We start from the raw sequence: 16019 nt of genomic DNA on the forward strand, positions 1-16019 counted from the left end.
GGTTAGGGGGACGGACTTCGCATGAAGCGAAAGAGTAGATTTAACGGAAAATCGGAGCAGGTTCAATCGTGGACAATGAGGGAGACCCATAGGTTTCCTCCGGTTCGGCGCCCTGTTAACTCTGTTGGAATCAGTCCCTTTAACGCCCGTATCGGCCTGGCTCCGGCAGGTGGAGCTGCTGAACAATGGCCAGGCCGGCCACCTGCTGGAGGACTATCTGGCTGAAGCCACTGATTGCCTGTTTCCTGGGTTGATTCTGGACAAGGAAATACAGACCAGTCCTCAGGGAGATCGCTCTCAATCAGCTCGCTGATTGCGGCATCGTCATCCAAATCCTGCAGGCCAAGTCTGCAGAATGGTGGAACCTTTCTCGGGCTGGCGGTGTAATTGGCCATCTCAAGCATGGCAACCGAAGCCGTCAGCCCAAAGTACATCACGGGTGTCTGAGGAAGGTTCCATCTCGCACCGTCTTCAAAAGATCCACCGAGCCCCGTGTAGTTTTCAAGAAATTTTTCCGGCGCGATTCGGAAAAGCGGCATTTTGACGAACCAAAATCATCTTGCTCCAAACTGATACATTGATGATATGTCGCACCTGTATTAGTTTGGAGCAGGTATTTCAAATTTTTGAGCCTTTTTATGGGTTGGCTAACAAAAACACGTTCCTACCCCTCACGGAGATTTATCATGATCGTCAATTATAGAAGCATATTTCGCCAAATTCCCCGCATCTTCTTTGCGGCCGCTTATATGGTCCTGATGTCTGCACCTGCAGGAGCAGCCGGGTACGACAATGCTCTGAAGGGTGTTAAAAACTATGACGCTGTCTACGAGGTAAGCCAAGGTGATCCCAAGGTCGTTAACCCCGTTTTCCTGGTAATAAAGAACTCCTACGAAGCACCTGAAGTGAAGGCACTTGCGAAAGACCCCAACATTGCCATTGTTTTTCACGGGCCGGTGGTGAAACTGCTCTCGACTGACACCGCATCGTTTAATGAGGCAGAACGGGTCGAGGTACAGAAATTCCAGGCAACGCTTAAACAAATGAAAAAAGACGGGGTGACACTGGAAGTTTGCCGTTATGCTCTGAAAGGGATGGGTGTAGATGAAGCGACGATTATTCCGGAGATCGACCCGGTAGATAATGGTTTCGTCTCGGTCATCGGCTATCAGATGCAGGGGTACGCGGTTGTCCGAATCCCCTAAACAAAAAAATGGGTTGTTGCCCTGCAGGATGAAGGTCACATTGAGGTCCGCCAGGAGTCTGCGCGCAGACATTGCGCCAGGCCGGTAAAGTGCCGGTATCCTGTGACCTCGGAGGGAGTCGGGAGAGAATTCATCCCTGGCCAATTTCGGTTTTACTGTTCAACCACCACAAAGAACAAACGATCAGTGAATCGAATCTGATCTCCGCCAAGCTGGCCATCGACTTCCAGAATACCCTGTTCAATTTCACCAGGAGTAAAACCCGCCAGACTTGACATAAACCGGGCCCGAAGCAGTGCGTACCAGCGCTCCTTCGGCATTTCGACGTAATATGCTTCTGTGTTTGTCACAGCGTTAAGACCGGAGGCGGAGATTTCTTCGAGAAGAATGTCAAGTTCTGGCTGACTCTCTGAAAAGGCTGCCATCCCCCGCTTAAAAAGGGGGAACTCGGGCAAACTGGGCCGGGTCACCATTAAAACACGACCGTTGGGCATCAAACTTGAGCGTATTTTCCTCCAGAAACTCCGACGATTCCGTATGTGATGGATCGATTCCTTGATAAGGATCCGGTCCAGTTGTACCCGTCTTTTGACAAACGCTTCAGCGGACTCACAGTATGTCTGGAGGCCTCCGTATTGTACTGCGTTCATGAGCATGGCTTCGGAGGGGTCCACGCAGATGGCATCAGATTCAAGCGGGGCGCCCTGCTTCAGAAGATGCGCAAACATACCGGTCCCTGCCCCCAGGTCCGCGAACTTGCAATTCGTGTGCATTTTCAAATGCCCAAGAGTCTTCTTCAGCATCCAGTCCCGGTAGCCATCAGTTAAAAGCCAAAGGTCATCATATTCCCGGGAGATTCCGGAAAAAGCCGTCGTCAATATCTCTCTCCAATGAAGCTACTCTCAACGCCCCGATTTACCCCTGCGCCCAGGCTCGGTTGATACCGGGCGGCAAGGACCAGACATTCGCGCTGAGCTCACTATCGTCCAAGTCAAAGAACCAGACAAGCAAATACCCAGTGAGAGGCGATAAATCCCACATGCATTTCATCCATTCAGTGGCTCTTGTTGGGATAAACTGCCCGACAACCACTCTTCGCAGGCTGTTTAACGAAAAGTTGTGTTGGCGCTCATCCCGGGCAACAAACTGGACAGCCCGCTGGACATGCTCCGGTTTCACGTTGACGTTGATGCGTCCGGTTTCAGCATCGTGGGCGAAAAAATCCCGATTGCCCACTTCGGCAATGCCGGCAACGGTGTCAAACAAACCCAGAAATCGAATGGTAACCGTCTTGCTCTATGGTGTCCTTGAAGTAAAGCGTTTCCAGCTTCGAAACGCTGGTTTCGGCGTTGAGGTAACTGCCTTCCATGATCTGCGACAACTCACTGCGGCATTCATCTTCCGATATAGCTCCGGCGGCATTGGCTGTCAGACATTCATCAAACCACCCTGGTCAAACGCGGCCAGCAGGCCGGAAATGGACAACAGGGCATACGGCGAGAGATTTTTGCCAATCATGGGCGTTGCCTAACCCTTGAGCGCCAGAATGCGCCTGGCACCGTTAAGCACGACAACCCCCGCAATGGTGCCGATAATCAGATCCGGATAATTGGATCCGGTCCACGCGACCAGGAGGCCGGCGGTGATGACGCCCACGTTGATTACCACGTCATTGGCCGAGAATATCCAGCTTGCCTTCATGTGCGCCCCACCCTCTCGATGCCTGTATATCAGCAGCAGACAAGTGGTATTGGCAATCAATGCGACGAATGCAATAACCATCATCACCATCGATTCAGGCTCACTGCCGAAGACGAAGCGTCTCACCACCTCCGCGAGTACGCCAACAGCCAGAATCATCTGGAGTACCCCCGCAAGATGCGCGGCACGCACCTGCATTCTCACGCTATGCCCGACGGCATAAAGGGCGAGCCCGTAGACTGCCGCATCGGCAAAATTATCGAGGGACTCACCAATCAGCCCGGTGGACTGGGCAATCAGGCCGGCAGTCATTTCCACCACGAACAGGACGGCATTGATGCCGAGCAACCAGCGCAGGGTGGCGGACTCTTTCGCAGCAGAGGCTGTGGAGGATTCGGCGGCCTTGATGGCCTCGGGATCAGCAGCGGCGGTTTCCTGAAGCGAGGCTCCCAGCCCCAGGGTCGTCAGTTTCGCCGTGATAGGATCAGCCCCCTCATCATGCACGACCTGCAACCGGCGGTTCGGCAGGTCGAAGGACAGCGCCCGAATCTCATCAAAGCCATTCAGGGCCAGGCGAATCATTCGCTCTTCTGAGGGGCAGTCCATCTTCGGCACGGCATAAACGCTGACCCATTTCCCCGATGCTTCGGAGGAGTCCCGCCTATCGGTGTCCGCTGGGGGCGTTGCATCGCAGCCGCAGGCGTCTTTACAGGTATTGCTCATGACACGGCTCCACTTGAGTACTATTCAGTGATGATTTAAAACCATATAGTCACTATAAGGTCAATAAAGCGGAAAGAACCCGTTGAGGAGGAACCTGATGCGCATTGGACAGTTGGCACGGTCAGTAGGGGTCGATACCCAGACGATCCGCTTCTATGAACAGCAGGGCTTGTTGCCGCCGCCAGATCGGCAGGAGAACGGTTACCGTGTCTATACCGAGAAGCATGGTGAGCGGCTGGCTTTCATCCGTCGCTGCAGGATCCTGGACTTGTCACTGGCTGAAATTCACGAACTACAGAGCTATCAGGACAACCCTCATCAGCCCTGCACGGCCGTCAACGCCTTGCTTGATGAGCGTATTTCTCATGTCCGCTCGCAGATAACAGCTTTGCAGGCGCTTGAGAAACAACTCGTTTCACTGAGAGCAAGTTGCAACGATGACCGGCAAGTTGAGGCTTGTGGGGTTCTTGCAGGAATCAGCTCGGGCAGATTCCGGGGTGCTTCCCAGGTCAGAAATCCCTGAGGGCCGACCGACTCTGGACCGCCCCCGCCGTCGAAACGGCGGGGGCGAATGAAATAGAGCGTTGCCGCCGGCACCCGGGCTACGGGTGTGGGTTGCTGCCACAACAAGGGTTGTCTCTATTTACAGTTGCCTCTATTTATTGCGGTGGCTCTCCGTTTGATTCCTTTTTGCAAGGAACTCATAGGGTCATTGTGTGTTGGTATCGTCCAGATCCAGGGTAAGGGGCAGGTCAGCCGGTGCCAGGCAGATGCCTTCGTCACTGCAGGCCTGTACCCGCACTGTCATGTCGAGCTTGCCTGCTTCTTTCAACATGGCTGTCTGTTTTTCGTCGGGCAGCAGCCGAATGCTCGCGTCGTCATCGTAAACCTCAAGGGCAGTATCCCCAAGGGTAATGTCACTGACCCGGCCACGGGGATACTGGGTCGGAATTTCAAGCGACTGGCCGTTAACTGACGAACTGGCGACGGTGGGAATCAGGAACTCCATCGATGCCGGATTGGCGTTCACGTGCCAGCCCGGCTCAATGTCCAGCGACACAACAATTTCCCCGGTATCACCAGTCAGTGCTTTATTCTCTCCAACAACTTTCAGGCGCACCTTGTCGGAAGAATCCGCCAGCCCCGTCCGGGCAGCCGGTGCCAGGCCTTCAGAGCTGGCTGGTGCCGTCGGGGTAGTGCTGATGGTACTTCCGGGGTTGGTATCGATCAACATGAATACGGCTGCGATCACGATCAGTAAAACCGCTACGCCAGCCAGCCATGCTTTGGGTCGGGTCACCATGCTTCATCTCCAGTGTCTAAGGTTGTGAGTTTTCGGTGCGGTTGATCGCCTCGACCAGGCTATCGGTGTCAAAGAGCCCCGTGAAACGGGCGATAACGGTGCCGTCACCGTCAATAACCGCTGCGAACGGTAAGGCCTGCCCACCCGTCGCGGTTAACAATGCGTCCTTTTCAGGGTCACTTGCTGTCACATCGACCTGAATCGGCACCATGTTGGCGCGCCGCACGGCTTCGGCCACAGCGGGCTCCTCATACACGGTGCGCTCCAGTACTTTGCAGTTAATGCACCAGTCTGCGGTGAACTCCAGCAAATAGGGGGCGCCACGGGCTCTTGTTTCCGTCAGAAGCTCCGGTGAATAGTGTTGCCAGACAAGCCCTCCCTCACCGTTCTCCGCGGGAGATGCGAATGCCAGCACCGCTGTAAGCGCAAGGCCTGCCGTCGTTGCAGCAATGACACGCACCGCACTGTTCCCCTGAATGAATCGCCGGATACCCCAGAACAGGACCAGTGCCAGCCAGGCCCACCACAGCCACGGGTAAACCGCTTTAGGGACCAGGCTCGCGCTGAAAAAGACGGCTGCGGCCAGCAACACCAGTGCGAGCACTTCACGAATGGCCACCGTCCAGGGGCCCGCCTTGGGCAATCGCCGCAGCCACTCGGGCTTGAGCATCAACACAGCGTAGGGCAGGGACAGCCCCAGCCCGATACTACCGAATATCCCCATGATCACCGGCGCGGGCTGGGTAACGGCAAAAGCCAGAACTCCGCCCAGGAAAGGCCCGGCACAGGGTGCGGCCAAAATGGCGCTCATCAGCCCTGAGACGAATGCTTCAACGTAACGCCGACCATGGGCCGAGGCGGCAAACGCCGGAACCGGAATGGGCAGGTCCAGCCAGGTGACCACCGCAAACCCGACCATCAACGCAACCAGGACAGCCACGAACACCGTTGACTGGAACAAGGTGCCCCAATTCCACTGCAGCAGCGCGGTCAGGCCGCCCAGCGTCAGGAAAAAGGTCAGTGTTCCGACCGTGAACGCCAGTGCAGCCAGCACACGGTGTGAACGCTGGCTGCCCGCCTCGCGCAGGATGGTCCGGACCTTGATGGGAATCGCGGGCAGAACACAGGGCGTCAGGTTGAGCAGCAAACCTGCCACAACCGCCATCAGGATCTGGCCGGCGATGAGTAAATAAGGAAGCTGATCCATCAGTCAACGATCCCCAGCGCTTCTTGGGTCGGCACACCAGTCTGGCCTCGCCATTGGCCGCTCGTGTTCTTGAACAGTAGCCCTGGTGTTCCACTGAAACCCAATTCGACCATCCACTGGCTGTGTCGTTCGAGCGCCTCGGTTTCCGGATCCATCGTCGGTGCCGCAGTTACCAGGGTTGCAATCAAACTCAAAAAGAGTGTCATCGAAAGCCTACGGCAGAGCATGGTCATGCGCCGCACGGGGTATTCCAGAGAGAATGACATCACAAGTAGGTTCCCATTTTTAGCTATTCGTCATGCAATTATGAGACGCTGGCTAGTGCTGCTCCGCTTTCGCTTACGTTGCTTGCCGCAAAGTCTCTGCTATCGGATTTGAACCGACCAAGCCGGAGGGAGTTCGTTACCACGAATACGCTGGAAAGGCTCATTGCTCCAGCGGCCAGCATGGGATTAAGCAGGTAGCCGGTAAACGGGAAAAGAACGCCCGCCGCCACCGGAATAAGCGCCAGGTTATACCCGTAGGCCCAGACAAAATTGCCGAGGATCGTTTTGCGGGTGCGCCGGGAAAGCGCCGCGGCATCGACGATTCCCCGAAGGTCGCCGCGCATCAGAACCACGTCGCCTGCCTCGATGGCAATGTCAGTACCCGTGCCAATGGCAATACCCACATCGGCCTGGGCCAATGCCGGTGCGTCATTGATGCCGTCACCCACGAAAGCGACCCGCGCACCGTCTTCCTGCAGACGCTTTACCTCTGCCGCTTTCTGGTCCGGCAATACCTCCGCAAGCACCCGTTCAATACCCGCCTGCCGGGCAATGGCCTCGGCGGTGGCGCGATTATCACCGGTGAGCATGGCCACACTCAGCCCTGTGGCCTTAAGCGCAGCAACCGCTTCCACCGAGCCGTCCTTGAGCGGGTCGGCCACTGCAATCAGCGCGGCGAGACGGCCGTCGACGGCAACATACAGCGGGGATTTTGCTTTTTCAGCCAGTGACACCGCGCTGTCGGCCACGCTGGCCAAATCGATACCGAGGCGGCGCATATAACGGTCCGCGCCGACGTTTATCCGGTGCCCGGCGACCTGTGCCTGGACCCCATAGCCCGGCTCTGCCTGGAAATCACTGACCGCTGGCAACCTGAGCCCCCGATCCCTGGCGTCCTTGACAATGGCTTCCCCAATGGGATGTTCGCTCTCGGTTTCCACAGCCGCGACCCAGGCCAACACCTCATCCTCGCGACCTTCCACCAGAATGAAATCCGTCAGCTCGGGCCGGCCCCGGGTCAGGGTACCGGTCTTGTCGAGGACGATGGTGTCCATCCGAGCCAGCGTCTCCAGGGCCGCCCCTTTGCGGAACAGCACGCCCATTTCGGCGCCCTTGCCGGTTCCGACCATAATGGCCGTCGGCGTGGCCAGCCCCATCGCGCAGGGGCAGGCGATCAGCAGCACGCTGACCGTTGTCACGAAGGCAAAGGACAGTGCCGGGGCGGGCCCGAAGCTGAACCAGGTGATAAACGTCAGGATTGCAAGCACGATCACAACAGGTACGAAAACCCCGGCGATCCTGTCAGCCAGCTCCTGAATTGGAGGTTTATCGGCTTGCGCCGATTCCACCATACTGATGATCTGCGCAAGAACGGTGTCCGCACCCACCCGGGTAGCCCGGAACGTCAGTGAACCATTCTTGTTGATGGTTCCACCCACCAGTTCGGCGTCTTTCTGCTTGGCGACCGGCACCGGCTCGCCGCTGATCATGGACTCGTCCACGTAGGACTGGCCCTCTTCCACCACGCCATCAACAGGAACGCGTTCGCCCGGGCGGACCTGGATACGGTCACCAGGCACTACCGCTTCAATCGGAACCTCGACGACTTCCCCGTCCCGAATGACCCGGGCGGTCTTGGCCTGCAGCTGCAGCAGCTTTTTGATGGCCTCTGATGTCCGCCCTTTGGCGATGTGCTCGAAGTAGCGCCCCAGCAAAATGAGCGTCACGATCACCGCCGCCGCCTCGAAATAACTCTCGGCGGTGCCGGCGGGGAAAAATCCGGGCACCAGTAATGCTGCAACGGAATAGAAATAGGCGGCACTGGAGCCGATCATGACCAGGCTGTTCATGCCGGGGTTGGCATGGCGCAGCTCAGCGTAGCCGGACCGGAAGAACCGCGACCCGGCATAGAACAGAACCGGCGTGGTCAGGAGCCATTCAATAGCCATCCAGCCACGATGGGACAAGACGCTGGCGTATAGCGCCTCAAGAGCAGGAATCATTTTGCCCATGGCAATCAAAACCACCGGGATGGTCAATGCTGCAGCAAAGATCACTTTCCGGCGAAGGTCAATGCCCTCCTTGTCCTGCTCTTCGGCGTGAGTGCTGGTATCCGGCTCCTGGGGTTCATAACCGGCGTCCCGGATGGCCTGATGGATTCGCGGCAGCGACAGGGCGTCGGACAGGAACTCCACAAAAGCTTTCTGGGTGGTCAGGTTGACACTGGCCTTGATCATACTGGGCTGCTTGTTCAATGCCCGCTCTACTCGCGACACGCAGGAGCCGCAGGTCATGCCGGTAACGGGAATTTCCACGGACTGCACCCGTGGCTGATAACCCGCATTCTTAATTGAGTTGACCAGGGCAGCCGGAGTGGCGGGCTGATCGAACTCCACGGTGGCCCTACCGGTCGCCAGGTTCACCTGGGCTGCCGAAACACCACTCTCATCCACCAGAGCCTTTTCAATCCGCCCGACGCACGACGCGCAGGACATTCCTTCAACACCAATTTCTATTTTTTGCATCCCGATCCTGCTCCTCCACGCTGCCGATGCAGCGCCTTTCAAATTAAACAATTTTTCCCGCCAACAAACAGCCACGTCATCCCTTTCCGGCGATGGCTTCAACAATCGGGCAACCCTCCATCGTGCCTTCCCCCGAGCATTCTTCCAGGGTTTTCGCCAGAACCGCCTCGATACGGGAAAGGCTCTGGATCTGGTGCCGGATCTTTTCCAGTTGCTCTCTCGCGATGCGTTTGGCCTCTGCACGGTCACCATTGGCATCCTGAAGCATCAGGAGTTCACGAATCTCGTCAAGAGTGAAGCCCCATTGCTTGGCGTTAACAATAAATTGCAGTCTGGCAATCGCATCCTCGGGGTAACGGCGATAATTGGATTGAGTTCGCGCAGGCTCGGGCATGAGATTTTCCCGCTCGTAAAAGCGAATCGCATGACTGGCCACACCGCTTTGGGCAGAGAGTTCGCCGATATTGAACGTTTGCATTCACTCACCTCAGACTGAATCACCAATAATTGGTTCGCAACTATAACCTTGAAGTGAACTTTAAGGTCAAGCGTTTTATCAGGAACGCCGGAATTAATTTCCCTCGCCACTTCGGATACTGTGATCGTAGTGTCATTGAAATAAAAAACTGCTAGGATTTGGTGAACTCAAAGATGGGCTGTGTGTCACAGCCTCAAGCCTTCACAACTTGGTGCCTGGAATCAGGATGACCGCAACGACCCGCCAATTCATTTCCGCGCTGCTATCGCTGCTTCTGGTGATAAGCGGGCCGGCGTTGGCCATGTCCAAAATAACGGACAGCAAGGCGGGTATTGGGATGGCAGATTGTGGTTCCACGATGATGGCCCAGGCGGAAAGCGCCAGTTCCTCATCAGACGGGGAAACTGAAACTAGTTGTGTCTCGGCCTCTGATAAGGTCTGCCTGAGCGCCAGTGGGCTGAGCAAATGCGGGGTCAGCTTCGTTCTCTTACCGGGAAACTCCCTGGATTTAACCGATATTGGCTCCCAGCCGGTATTGACCGCCCGCGCGGCCCTCTACCAGGACCCGTTCCTGGCGTCTATTACGCCCCCTCCACAGAACATTGCTCCTGAGTTGTAACCCGGATTTTTGCCCATTGCGGCAAAGTCATTGACGTTATTTCTTACAACGATCTTGCAAAAAGCTCCGTGCTTTCATTCATCACGGATCTTTAACTGGAGTGAATCAAATGCGCAATTCAAAAATCAAGCTCGCTATCACAACGATTTTTCTGGCCGGCACCATTGGCACCTTCTCTGTATTTGCCCATGAGGGTGAAGGCAAAGGCATGATGTCCTCGCAAGGCATGCAGGGAATGGGCGGCATGATGGAGATGATGTCTGACATGTCTCCGGAAGATCGTAAAGCCATGACCGATGCCTGCATGAAAATGATGCAGAGCCACGACAGTAGCCACATGGACGGCGGCAAGAAGGGTAAAGACGCCGAAGCCAGCTAAGGGTTCGGGGCGTTGCCCGAACCGACAGTCGTTGCCCGGGGAAGCCAAGGCGACCCCGGGCAACGCGCTGCCCATGACCCAATCAAATCGAGGATTTACCATGAAGACCAAAAAACTTGCTCTGTATACAGGTGTGGCCGCCATCGTTCTCGCCGCCGGTGCCGCCACGCTGACGATGCAAGTCAATGAACCCACCGAGTCATCGACCTCTATGGCCGCCGCTGGCACATCTGGTCCGGCCATCACAGTCTATAAGAGCCCCAGTTGCAGTTGCTGCCAGTCCTGGGTTGAACACCTGGACGCCAACGGCTTTGAAACCACCATTGTAGAAACCAACAACATTAACGAAATCAAACAGCAATATGGCGTGCAGCGTGAAATGGCCTCCTGCCACACCGCGTTGATTGGTGACCTGGTGATTGAGGGGCATGTGCCGGCAGATGACATAGTCGCTTACCTGGAAAATCCCCAGTTCAATACAGCAGGGCTTTCAGTGCCCGGCATGGTCCAGGGCAGCCCCGGTATGGAAACCGGCAAGAAGGAGGATTACCAGGTCATCGCCTTCAGTGCCAACGGCCAGCAAAGTGTGTTCCGAGAACACAAAGATTATTGAGGCTGGTCCCATGAGATCAATTGTCCATTCTACGACCAGGGCGGCCTGGGGGTTTTGCGTGCTCACGGCGGCAATACTTATGCCAGCGCTGGTTCAGGCCCAATCCGCAGACGACGCCCAACCAGTGAAGGCTCTGACAACCAACTCGTCAGGCGCCCTCCTGGTGCTGCGCAACAGTGGCCTGTTTGTCATTGAAGGCGGAACTACAACCAAGGTCGGGTTACCGGCAACCGACCAGGAGGCTCAACCGAGCTCCCTGGCCAGAGGAGCGGACGGAAGCGTCTACCTGGCCGGTCCGGGCCTGGGCGTGTGGCGTTACGACAGTGCCGGTGATAGCTGGCAGTCCCTCAACGATACCTTGCCTGGCCTCGGTGTCACTGCCATGGCCGCTCACGCCACACAGCCCGAAACGCTCTACGCATACCTTGGGAAGGATGGCATGTTCCGGTCCAGGGACAGTGGCGCCGAGTGGGTGAAAGTGGACAGTGGTCCCCGGGAACCGGTGCAGGCATTCCTGCACTCGGTCATGCCGGGCAGCATGGAAAGTGGCTGGCTGTTTGCCGGTACAATCCGCGGTGTTTCACGATCCATGGACTGTTTTTGCTTCTGGGGCGATGCGGGGGACCTGCGTGGCACTGTTTCCGCTATCGGCTATGACCCGACTGCGCCGGAAAATGTTTACGCGGTGATTGAGGGCCAGCTTCATCACAGCGCGGATGGCGGCGAAACCTGGACAAGCCTGAAGACTCCCCAACCCGTAACAGCCCTTGCCTTCTCGCCGTCACAAGGACTTGTGGTGGGCACGGCAAACGGGAACCTGCTTGCCGGTGGCGCCGCTGACAAGTGGACGCCTGTCCATGAATAGGTGGTTCTACCCGCTAGTCCTGCTCGCCGTGCCGGTCCTTGCCAGCGCCTCAGGCAGGCCTGAGGATGCGGACAGTGCACCGACGGAAGTCATCCAGGGCAGACAGATTTATGAGCAATACTGCGCTGCTTGCCATGGACGGCAGGGTGAAGGCGCTGCCAACTGGAAAAAACCGGATGATAAGGGAGAAATGCCCCCGCCACCTCATGATGAAACCGGCCACACCTGGCGCCACAGCGATGCCATGCTGTACAGGATGATTGCCGAGGGGTGGCGACACCCCTTCAATAAATCTGATCGGTTGACGATGCCGGCCTTCGAGAAGCGGATGACCGCTCAGGAGATCCAGTCGGTCATTGACTACCTGAAAACGCTCTGGACGGATGAACAGCGGGAGTACCAAAAGACAGAAAGTCAGTAGCCCTACCCGGCTTGCCGGGAAAACCACCACCCACCGAATGCAACGCCGGGCATGGGTCGCCGACGCTATTCACTGACAACCGTCACCGGCCCGGTGGCGTGCCGGACGACCTTTTCGCTGATACTACCCAGGGTAAGACTGCGCACCAGTGAATGGCCACGCCTTCCTAAAAACAGGTGAGTGCCCGGATTATTTTCCAGATATTCAATAATTTCCTTGGCAGGATCACCTTTGAGAAGGACCTCTTCGACGGGATCGGCCGCCCCACTCACGGCCTGTCTCGCGGCATCAAATATTTTGCGCCCGTAACTTTTTGCCTCTTCCTCAATATCACTCGGCCATACGCCGCTGACAACCAGTCTCTCCAATTTTGTGCCCGGAAACACAGCTAACAATTTGAGCGGTTGGCCGGCAGATTTAGCCAGTTCGGCTGCCATTTTTGCTGCGTGCAACGAATGATCCGAGCCGTCACAAGCAACCACAATGCTCGGAGTCCCCTTGGCCATGACCCCCTCCTCTTATGCTGGATGTGCAATCAACATAACATTGATGCGAAAGCCGGATGGTTGACTCAGGTCATACCCCCGGATGAACCCTTAAGAGCCGCAGGCCCTGAGGACACCATTCACTCCTTTGAATACCCAGTATGAGTGTAGATTACTATGCCCGAAAGTCCATGCGCATAGCCGCCGGGCACAGGCTCTGGTGCTTCTGACATCTGCTTACTTCTGCTCTATCGGCTTATACGCCCGATATCCCTGCCCATTGGTGCCCTTCTTGACCGTGAAGTATTCCGACCTGGCCACCAGCAAATCAGAGAACTTCTTCGCGCCGTAGGTCCTTGGGTCGAAGTCCGGGCGGGTGCGCTTGAGAAAGGAGCCGGCCGCAGAGAAAGTCGCCCACCCCTGGTCGTCCTGGGTCTGTTCCCACGCGCGCTTGAGCAGTGAAACTTCCTCTGGGAGCTTTTCGTGTTTCTTTTTCCGGGGTTCGGTTTCGGTTTTTGCCGGTTCGTCCGGCGCCGCCTCCTCGGGGTACTCGAGGTTTTCCGTGAACAGGAAATCGTCGCAGGCGCTGCGGAATGAAACCGGAGTCTTTTTCTCGCCGAATCCAAATACGTAAATCTCAGACTCCCTCAGACGGGAGGCCAGCTTGGTGAAATCACTGTCACTGGAGACAAGGGCGAAGGCATCGAACTTGGAGGAATAAAGCAGGTCCATGGCGTCGATAATCATGGATGCATCGGTCGCGTTCTTGCCCTTGGTGTAGGCGAACTGCTGGATCGGCTGGATAGCCAGTTCATTGAGAACAGTCTTCCAGTTTTTGAGACTGTCCACAGACCAGTCACCGTAGGCGCGCTTAACAACCACATGCCCATGGGAGGACAGCTCTTCGATGATCAGGGGCAGCTTCGACAACTGGGCGTTGTCGGCGTCAATTAAAACGGCGATTTTCTTGTGCTGTTCAAGATCCTTCAATGTACTTCTTCCATGCTTGTTGGCTCACTCCGAAGTAACACCTCCCTAGAGGCTCTCACCAAGGATTTTCGTAAAACCACCCATCAGGCGGCCTTGCGGAAATCCTCGGCTCGAACAGCCTTGCCCCGCTGGCGCTTGTATTTCGTTTTGTCTTCAACCACTCGCATCTGGTATTTCGGGGTTTTCAGGTCGCGCTTGATGGCGCTTTCCTGTATGGGCTTTGCCCGCTTTCTGGCCATGGTAATGCCTCCTTTGGCGTTTTCATGGGTTTCTCGTGCAAGTTTAGCAGGTTCCGTTAATACTTCGGCGCGGGTAGCATACGAAATGTCGCGTACGCTGTCAGGGCGTCCCACTCCGCGGCTGATCACCATGGGAACCACACTCACATTCTGGTGGATTGCCTGGTAATGCTTGGCTATGCACTGCTGGCCAACTTCAAACACGCATATCAGTTGGCTTCGTCAACGCAGGATGCACTCCCTGCTCAACTTCTGGCTTAATGTCCGGCGCTGGCGCCGGAGGGTATTTCCCCTGTCGTTGCTGTAGCCTGCACGCAACTTGGACTGGATCTGCTCCAGCTTACGCCGGTATTTGCCACAGGTTTTCTCCAGCCTGGCACCGGCTCTTTCCCGGGCACTGGTATCGGGTTTACCGGGGCGACGGGAGGAGGACAGCAGACCGCTCACCTCCTCTCGAATCCCGGATATACGCTCCTCTTGCCTTAGATTTTCAGACATCGGCACAGTGACAGGCGCCCGCACCCGAATCCGCTTGTGGGGCATTTCCCCTGGTGGGTAATCCGAGAAATGCGCCACGCCCCGGCTGTCTATCCAGGTATAGACTTCGGCGTGGGCAACAGCGGTGAATACAACAGACACAACAAGACTCGCCATTTTCCCTGGCATACAGCTCCACTCCCTGTGGTTTGGTAAATTGCCGCGGCAGTATAGCGAAAAAAGCCGTGAACATGGGGTCAGATGAAAAAGGGGTCAGATGAAAATTTCATCTGACCCCTTTTTCATCTGACCCCGATTTTACAAAAGCTCAATCCAGTGCTGCACAGGCACCGGCGACCTGGTTTCCAGGTGCATCTGGCAACCGATGTTGGCGGTAACGATGCGGTCTGGGTTATCAATGGTCAGTGCCTTGAGCTTGTTGTCCAGCAGCTTCTGGCTCATTTCCGGTTGCGTAACCGAGTAGGTTCCGGCAGAGCCACAACAAAGGTGTTTGTCCTTGGTGGCAGCGAGATTGACACCGGCCCGGGTCAGCACCTGTTCGACCACTCCACTCTGTTTCATGGCGTGCTGCAGGGTGCAGGGGCAGTGGAACGCCACCTTGCCCGGATCCTGGCGTACCTTGAGCTTCTCCAGGTCCTGTTTCAGCAGGAAAGCCCCAAGGTCGATACACAGCTCACTCACCTTTTGAGCTTTGGTAGCATACACCGGGTCGTCTTTCAGAAGATGGCCGTAATCCTGAACCATGGCGCCACAGCCGGAAGCGGTCATGATGATCGCTTCTGCGCCCGCCTCGATGGCGGGCCACCAGGCATCAATGTTCTGGCGCATTCTCTCCAGGCCCTTCTCATGCTCGGAAAGGTGGTAGTTCACGGCGCCACAGCAGCCGGCTTCCGGTGCCTCCACCATGGTAATGCCAAGCCGATCCAGCACTCGCGCGGCAGCGGCGTTGGTGTTGGGCGTAGCGGAGGGCTGCACGCAGCCGGCCAGTGCCAGCACGATCCGGCTGTGGCTGGCCGCAGGCCATGGATTCGCCTGTTTTCTGGGGGGCACTTTGGCGCGCAGCTTCTCAGGCAGCACCGGGCGGAAGACCTGCCCGAGACGCAGCAGTACGCCGAACAACTGACGGTTCGGAAGCACCCGGGCCAGGGCCCAGCGCAGCCATTTGTCTTTCGGACCGCGAGGCAGTTCCTTCTCCATAAGGCCACGGCTGATGTCCACCAGGCGGCCATACTTTACACCAGAGGGGCAGGTGGTCTCGCAACTGCGGCAGGTCAGGCAGCGGTCCAGGTGTTCCCGGGTTTTTTCCGTAATTTCCGCCCCTTCCAGGAACATTTTCATCAGGTAGATCCGGCCCCGGGGACCATCACGTTCGTCGTTCAGTTCCTGGTAGGTCGGGCAGGTTGCGGTACAGAAGCCACAATGCACACAGGCCCGCAGTATCGACTCGGCTTCCTGGCCTTCCGCGGTGTTGGCAAATTGTTGAACCAGATTTGTTTGCATAG

21 protein-coding genes are annotated in these 16019 nt (G+C 56.7%); 7 read left to right on the forward strand and 14 right to left on the reverse strand.

Features of this window, described 5'->3' with window-relative positions; all coding sequences use genetic code 11:
* Positions 1-62: 62 nt before the first annotated feature.
* Positions 63-539, reverse strand: coding sequence for an RES family NAD+ phosphorylase (locus QPL96_RS19465; RefSeq protein ID WP_368388912.1), 477 nt, complete (start codon positions 537-539; stop codon positions 63-65).
* Positions 540-686: 147 nt separating this feature from the next.
* Here QPL96_RS19465 and QPL96_RS09570 point away from each other — a divergent pair, with 147 nt between their 5' ends.
* Positions 687-1205, forward strand: coding sequence for a DsrE family protein (locus tag QPL96_RS09570; protein WP_303287161.1), 519 nt, complete (start codon positions 687-689; stop codon positions 1203-1205).
* Between the two features lie 152 nt (positions 1206-1357).
* Here the strand turns inward: QPL96_RS09570 and QPL96_RS09575 are convergent, their stop codons facing one another.
* The 3 genes from QPL96_RS09575 to QPL96_RS09585 all read right to left on the reverse strand — a co-directional run bounded on the left by QPL96_RS09575 (position 1358) and on the right by QPL96_RS09585 (position 3629).
* Positions 1358-2083: a bifunctional 2-polyprenyl-6-hydroxyphenol methylase/3-demethylubiquinol 3-O-methyltransferase UbiG gene (locus tag QPL96_RS09575; RefSeq protein ID WP_303287162.1), complete on the reverse strand. Its 726-nt coding sequence runs from the start codon at positions 2081-2083 to the stop codon at positions 1358-1360.
* Positions 2084-2120: 37 nt separating this feature from the next.
* A complete protein-coding gene (locus QPL96_RS09580; protein ID WP_303287202.1) occupies positions 2121-2441 on the reverse strand; it encodes a hypothetical protein in 321 nt (106 codons plus the stop codon).
* Positions 2442-2732: 291 nt separating this feature from the next.
* Positions 2733-3629, reverse strand: coding sequence for a cation transporter (locus QPL96_RS09585; RefSeq protein ID WP_303287163.1), 897 nt, complete (start codon positions 3627-3629; stop codon positions 2733-2735).
* Positions 3630-3726: 97 nt separating this feature from the next.
* Between QPL96_RS09585 and cadR the strand changes: the two genes are divergently transcribed.
* Positions 3727-4152: a Cd(II)/Pb(II)-responsive transcriptional regulator gene (gene cadR, locus QPL96_RS09590; RefSeq protein WP_303287164.1), complete on the forward strand. Its 426-nt coding sequence runs from the start codon at positions 3727-3729 to the stop codon at positions 4150-4152.
* A gap of 186 nt (positions 4153-4338) precedes the next feature.
* Here the strand turns inward: cadR and QPL96_RS09595 are convergent, their stop codons facing one another.
* From QPL96_RS09595 to QPL96_RS09615, 5 genes are all read right to left on the reverse strand, one after another.
* Positions 4339-4932, reverse strand: coding sequence for a protein-disulfide reductase DsbD domain-containing protein (locus QPL96_RS09595; protein ID WP_303287165.1), 594 nt, complete (start codon positions 4930-4932; stop codon positions 4339-4341).
* Positions 4933-4948: 16 nt separating this feature from the next.
* Positions 4949-6139 carry a protein-disulfide reductase DsbD gene (locus QPL96_RS09600; protein ID WP_303287166.1) on the reverse strand — a complete coding sequence of 397 codons (1191 nt, stop codon included), beginning with the start codon at positions 6137-6139 and terminating at the stop codon, positions 4949-4951.
* Positions 6139-6381, reverse strand: coding sequence for a hypothetical protein (locus QPL96_RS09605; RefSeq protein WP_303287167.1), 243 nt, complete (start codon positions 6379-6381; stop codon positions 6139-6141). The genes QPL96_RS09600 and QPL96_RS09605 overlap by 1 nt, the downstream gene beginning before the upstream one ends.
* A 62-nt stretch (positions 6382-6443) precedes the next feature.
* Entirely contained in the window at positions 6444-8930 is a 2487-nt protein-coding gene (locus tag QPL96_RS09610; RefSeq protein ID WP_303287168.1) for a heavy metal translocating P-type ATPase, read from the reverse strand.
* Between the two features lie 76 nt (positions 8931-9006).
* The gene (locus QPL96_RS09615) at positions 9007-9408 is read right to left on the reverse strand and encodes a MerR family transcriptional regulator (protein WP_303287169.1); all 402 of its coding nucleotides are present in this window, start codon (positions 9406-9408) and stop codon (positions 9007-9009) included.
* A 226-nt stretch (positions 9409-9634) separates the two neighbouring features.
* Between QPL96_RS09615 and QPL96_RS09620 the strand changes: the two genes are divergently transcribed.
* The 5 genes from QPL96_RS09620 (at position 9635) to QPL96_RS09640 (ending at position 12305) form a co-directional block, all read left to right on the forward strand.
* Positions 9635-10027 carry a hypothetical protein gene (locus QPL96_RS09620; protein WP_303287170.1) on the forward strand — a complete coding sequence of 131 codons (393 nt, stop codon included), beginning with the start codon at positions 9635-9637 and terminating at the stop codon, positions 10025-10027.
* Between the two features lie 109 nt (positions 10028-10136).
* On the forward strand, positions 10137-10406 hold the full coding sequence (locus tag QPL96_RS09625) for a hypothetical protein (RefSeq protein ID WP_303287171.1): 270 nt from the start codon (positions 10137-10139) through the stop codon (positions 10404-10406).
* A gap of 100 nt (positions 10407-10506) precedes the next feature.
* Positions 10507-11019: a DUF411 domain-containing protein gene (locus QPL96_RS09630; protein ID WP_303287172.1), complete on the forward strand. Its 513-nt coding sequence runs from the start codon at positions 10507-10509 to the stop codon at positions 11017-11019.
* Between the two features lie 10 nt (positions 11020-11029).
* Positions 11030-11884 carry a hypothetical protein gene (locus QPL96_RS09635; protein ID WP_303287173.1) on the forward strand — a complete coding sequence of 285 codons (855 nt, stop codon included), beginning with the start codon at positions 11030-11032 and terminating at the stop codon, positions 11882-11884.
* The gene (locus tag QPL96_RS09640; RefSeq protein WP_303287174.1) at positions 11877-12305 is read left to right on the forward strand and encodes a cytochrome c; all 429 of its coding nucleotides are present in this window, start codon (positions 11877-11879) and stop codon (positions 12303-12305) included. Before QPL96_RS09635 ends, QPL96_RS09640 begins: the two co-directional genes overlap by 8 nt.
* A gap of 65 nt (positions 12306-12370) precedes the next feature.
* On the opposite strand, the gene QPL96_RS09645 is transcribed toward QPL96_RS09640, so the two are convergent.
* From QPL96_RS09645 to glcF, 5 genes are all read right to left on the reverse strand, one after another.
* Positions 12371-12811: a universal stress protein gene (locus QPL96_RS09645; RefSeq protein WP_303287175.1), complete on the reverse strand. Its 441-nt coding sequence runs from the start codon at positions 12809-12811 to the stop codon at positions 12371-12373.
* Between the two features lie 216 nt (positions 12812-13027).
* Positions 13028-13780, reverse strand: a complete 753-nt coding sequence (locus QPL96_RS09650) for an NYN domain-containing protein (protein ID WP_303287176.1) — start codon at positions 13778-13780, stop codon at positions 13028-13030.
* Positions 13781-13863: 83 nt separating this feature from the next.
* Positions 13864-14019 carry a hypothetical protein gene (locus tag QPL96_RS09655; RefSeq protein WP_303287177.1) on the reverse strand — a complete coding sequence of 52 codons (156 nt, stop codon included), beginning with the start codon at positions 14017-14019 and terminating at the stop codon, positions 13864-13866.
* A 222-nt stretch (positions 14020-14241) separates the two neighbouring features.
* Positions 14242-14685, reverse strand: a complete 444-nt coding sequence (locus QPL96_RS09660) for a DUF4124 domain-containing protein (RefSeq protein WP_303287178.1) — start codon at positions 14683-14685, stop codon at positions 14242-14244.
* 129 nt (positions 14686-14814) lie between these two features.
* Positions 14815-16017, reverse strand: a complete 1203-nt coding sequence (gene glcF / locus QPL96_RS09665; RefSeq protein WP_303287179.1) for a glycolate oxidase subunit GlcF — start codon at positions 16015-16017, stop codon at positions 14815-14817.
* Between the last annotated feature and the right edge of the window lie 2 nt (positions 16018-16019).

Origin of the sequence: Marinobacter sp. SS8-8, assembly GCF_030540945.1 — a bacterium.
Taxonomy (GTDB): domain Bacteria; phylum Pseudomonadota; class Gammaproteobacteria; order Pseudomonadales; family Oleiphilaceae; genus Marinobacter.

What these genes read in the sequence shown, in the direction of transcription:
- QPL96_RS19465 (WP_368388912.1), bottom strand. Translation starts at nt 539, where the DNA reads ATGCCGCTTTTCCGAATCGCGCCGGAAAAATTTCTTGAAAACTACACG.
- QPL96_RS09570 (WP_303287161.1), top strand. Translation starts at nt 687, where the DNA reads ATGATCGTCAATTATAGAAGCATATTTCGCCAAATTCCCCGCATCTTC.
- QPL96_RS09585 (WP_303287163.1), bottom strand. Translation starts at nt 3,629, where the DNA reads ATGAGCAATACCTGTAAAGACGCCTGCGGCTGCGATGCAACGCCCCCA.
- cadR (WP_303287164.1), top strand. Translation starts at nt 3,727, where the DNA reads ATGCGCATTGGACAGTTGGCACGGTCAGTAGGGGTCGATACCCAGACG.
- QPL96_RS09595 (WP_303287165.1), bottom strand. Translation starts at nt 4,932, where the DNA reads ATGGTGACCCGACCCAAAGCATGGCTGGCTGGCGTAGCGGTTTTACTG.
- QPL96_RS09600 (WP_303287166.1), bottom strand. Translation starts at nt 6,139, where the DNA reads ATGGATCAGCTTCCTTATTTACTCATCGCCGGCCAGATCCTGATGGCG.
- QPL96_RS09610 (WP_303287168.1), bottom strand. Translation starts at nt 8,930, where the DNA reads ATGCAAAAAATAGAAATTGGTGTTGAAGGAATGTCCTGCGCGTCGTGC.
- QPL96_RS09615 (WP_303287169.1), bottom strand. Translation starts at nt 9,408, where the DNA reads ATGCAAACGTTCAATATCGGCGAACTCTCTGCCCAAAGCGGTGTGGCC.
- QPL96_RS09620 (WP_303287170.1), top strand. Translation starts at nt 9,635, where the DNA reads ATGACCGCAACGACCCGCCAATTCATTTCCGCGCTGCTATCGCTGCTT.
- QPL96_RS09625 (WP_303287171.1), top strand. Translation starts at nt 10,137, where the DNA reads ATGCGCAATTCAAAAATCAAGCTCGCTATCACAACGATTTTTCTGGCC.
- QPL96_RS09630 (WP_303287172.1), top strand. Translation starts at nt 10,507, where the DNA reads ATGAAGACCAAAAAACTTGCTCTGTATACAGGTGTGGCCGCCATCGTT.
- QPL96_RS09635 (WP_303287173.1), top strand. Translation starts at nt 11,030, where the DNA reads ATGAGATCAATTGTCCATTCTACGACCAGGGCGGCCTGGGGGTTTTGC.
- QPL96_RS09640 (WP_303287174.1), top strand. Translation starts at nt 11,877, where the DNA reads ATGAATAGGTGGTTCTACCCGCTAGTCCTGCTCGCCGTGCCGGTCCTT.
- QPL96_RS09645 (WP_303287175.1), bottom strand. Translation starts at nt 12,811, where the DNA reads ATGGCCAAGGGGACTCCGAGCATTGTGGTTGCTTGTGACGGCTCGGAT.
- QPL96_RS09655 (WP_303287177.1), bottom strand. Translation starts at nt 14,019, where the DNA reads ATGGCCAGAAAGCGGGCAAAGCCCATACAGGAAAGCGCCATCAAGCGC.
- QPL96_RS09660 (WP_303287178.1), bottom strand. Translation starts at nt 14,685, where the DNA reads ATGCCAGGGAAAATGGCGAGTCTTGTTGTGTCTGTTGTATTCACCGCT.
- glcF (WP_303287179.1), bottom strand. Translation starts at nt 16,017, where the DNA reads ATGCAAACAAATCTGGTTCAACAATTTGCCAACACCGCGGAAGGCCAG.